2 protein-coding genes and 1 tRNA gene are annotated in these 2709 nt (G+C 69.8%); 2 read left to right on the top strand and 1 reads right to left on the bottom strand.

Features of this window, described 5'->3' with window-relative positions; translation table 11 throughout:
* The first annotated feature begins 223 nt into the window (after positions 1-223).
* On the top strand, positions 224-1579 hold the full coding sequence (locus U9R90_RS35290) for a DUF2252 domain-containing protein (RefSeq protein ID WP_411061512.1): 1356 nt from the start codon (positions 224-226) through the stop codon (positions 1577-1579).
* 209 nt (positions 1580-1788) lie between these two features.
* On the opposite strand, the gene U9R90_RS35285 is transcribed toward U9R90_RS35290, so the two are convergent.
* A tRNA-Leu gene (locus U9R90_RS35285) sits at positions 1789-1875 on the bottom strand.
* A gap of 377 nt (positions 1876-2252) precedes the next feature.
* Between U9R90_RS35285 and U9R90_RS35280 the strand changes: the two genes are divergently transcribed.
* Positions 2253-2709, top strand: a 457-nt coding sequence (locus U9R90_RS35280) for a DUF3662 domain-containing protein (RefSeq protein ID WP_411061511.1), incomplete at its 3' end; no start/stop codon positions are given.

Here is a 2709-nt window from a genome sequence, read left to right as displayed (position 1 = left end):
GCCCCCGCACGCCTCCCGTGACGCACCTCACCCCGTCGGATATCGTTTCCCGCCGGTCCGACGGGGCGCGGGCGATACGGGGAAGGCGGTCCACATGACCGAGTTCGACAGCGCAGCTTCCGACAACGCAGACTCTGACAGCAGCGCAGAGCCTGAGGGCAACGCAGGCCCTGACAGGCCGCGCATCCCACAGGTTCCGGGCTTCGCCGCACAGTCCACCCAGATGTCGCCCAAGAGCGCGGGCAAGGCACTGCGCGAGCGAGTACCCCGCTCCGCACACGCCGGGTTCACCCCACCCGACGGCCGCCCGGACGCGCTGACCGCGGTCGAGGAGTCCAACCACGGCAGACTCCCCCACCTCACCCCGATACGCGTCGGCAGAATGTCCGCGTCCCCCTTCGCCTTCCTCCGGGGCTCGGCCGGCCTCATGGCGTACGACCTGGCCCACACGCCGGTCACCGGCATCGGCACCCAGATCTGCGGCGACGCGCACGCGGCGAACTTCGGCCTGTACGCGGACGCCCGCGGCGAGCTCGTCATGGACCTCAACGACTTCGACGAGACGGTGCACGGCCCCTGGGAGTGGGACCTCAAGCGGCTCGCGGTCTCCCTGGTACTCGCGGGGCGCGAGGCAGGAGTGAGCGAGGACGGCTGCCGGGAGGCGGCCTACGACACGGCGGAGGCGTACCGACGCACCATGCGGCTGCTCGCGAAGCTGCCCGTCCTCGACGCCTGGAACGCCATCGCCGACGAGGAACTCGTCTCGCACACAAACGCGCACGACATGCTGGGCACCCTGCAGAAGGTCGCGGCGAAGGCACGGAACAACACCAGCGGACGGTTCGCGGCCAAGTCCACGGAGGTGGTCGAGGACGCGCCCCCGAGCGGCGCGCCGGGTCGGCGCTTCGTGGACGCGCCACCCGTGCTGCGCCGCGTCCCGGATGCCGAGGCAGCGGCCGTCGCCGAGGCCCTTGAGGGGTACCTGGGCACGCTCCCGGAGGACCGGTTGCCCCTGCTCGCCCGGTACGCGGTCCAGGACGTGGCCTTCCGGGTGGTCGGCACCGGCAGCGTGGGGACACGCTCGTACGTGGTACTGCTCCAGGACCACCGGGGCGAGCCGCTGATCCTGCAGGTAAAGGAGGCACGAGCCTCGACGCTCACGCCCTGCCTGCCAACGGTCGGCTTCAAGGCTCCCGAGCCCGTACACGAGGGACGCCGGGTAGTCCGTGGGCAGAAGCGGATGCAGGTGGTCAGCGACATCCTGCTGGGGTGGACCTCGGTCGCGGGACGGCCTTTCCAGGTACGGCAGTTCAGAAACCGCAAGGGCAGCGTGGACCCGGCCGCGCTGACCGCCGACCAGATCGACGACTACGCCCGGATGACCGGCGCCCTGCTGGCCCGCGCCCACGCGCACGGAGCGGACCCACGGCTGATCTCCGGATACTGCGGGAAGAACGAAGAGCTGGACGAGGCGACAGCGGCCTTCGCGATGACCTACGCGGATCGCACGGAGGCGGATCACGCCCAGCTGACGGCAGGCATCAGGGACGGGCGGATCCCCGCCGAGACGGGCGTCTGAGACGGGCGTCTGAGACGCGCCAGCGGGGTCCGGGCCGAGCACACCCACGCACACCCGGACCCCGCGTGACCAGCCTCACACCGGCATCCGACACGAATCCTGCACGCCGTGATCCTGCACGCCCGGCCCCTGCACGCCCGGACCCCGCGCCCCGGTTCCGGACATAGCAAAACGGTCGTCATCGTGATCACGATGACGACCGTTTCGTCTGGTGCGCGAGGGGGGAGTTGAACCCCCACGCCCTTTCGGGCACTGGAACCTGAATCCAGCGCGTCTGCCTATTCCGCCACCCGCGCATTGGGTGTTGCCGTTCGGTCCCGCCCTGTGGGGCGCGGCGCCTCTCGACATCCAGAAGATTAGCACGCTGGGGAGGGTGGATTCACATCCGTATCCGCGGGCGGCACCAGGGCGGCCACCGGCGCGGACCTCACCGGACCCACCCCCAAAGACGTACTCGAAGGCGTACGAGGGGCACCTGCCCGCGAGGGGAGTCCCCCAGGTGCGGGACACTGGCTTGAGCTCGCCTCTACGATCCGCATGAAAGCTCCCCGCGGGAGGCATGTGAGAGGCAACACCCGTCCACCGGGCGGGGAAGGGGAACCAGCCGTTTTCCCCACGCGTGGATACGATCAGTAAGCAGTACCAGGATGGCGACGACGGAGGAGGTGCCCCCATGGGAGTCATGAAGAAGTTCGAGCAGCGACTCGAAGGTCTGGTCAACGGCACCTTCGCCAAGGTGTTCAAGTCCGAGGTCCAGCCGGTCGAGATCGCGGGCGCCCTACAGCGCGAGTGCGACAACAACGCCACGATCTGGAACCGCGAGCGGACCGTCGTACCCAACGACTTCATCGTCGAGCTGAGCGCGCCCGACTACGAGCGCCTGAGCCCGTACTCTGGCCAGCTCGGCGACGAGCTCTCCGGCATGGTGCGCGAGTACGCCAAGCAGCAGCGCTACACCTTCATGGGCCCGATCAAGGTCCACCTGGAGAAGGCGGACGACCTCGACACCGGTCTGTACCGGGTACGCAGCAGGACCCTGGCGTCGAGTACGTCACAGTCCCCGTCGGCACCCGCCACACCCCCGCCCTCGCCCGCTGCCGGCCGCGGCCCGCAGCCGCCCGCAGGGCCAC

The organism is Streptomyces sp. E11-3, from assembly GCF_046540415.1.
Taxonomy (GTDB): domain Bacteria; phylum Actinomycetota; class Actinomycetes; order Streptomycetales; family Streptomycetaceae; genus Streptomyces.
The sequence above is the reverse complement of the archived record's forward strand: the minus strand, read 5'-3'. Positions and strand labels throughout refer to the sequence as shown.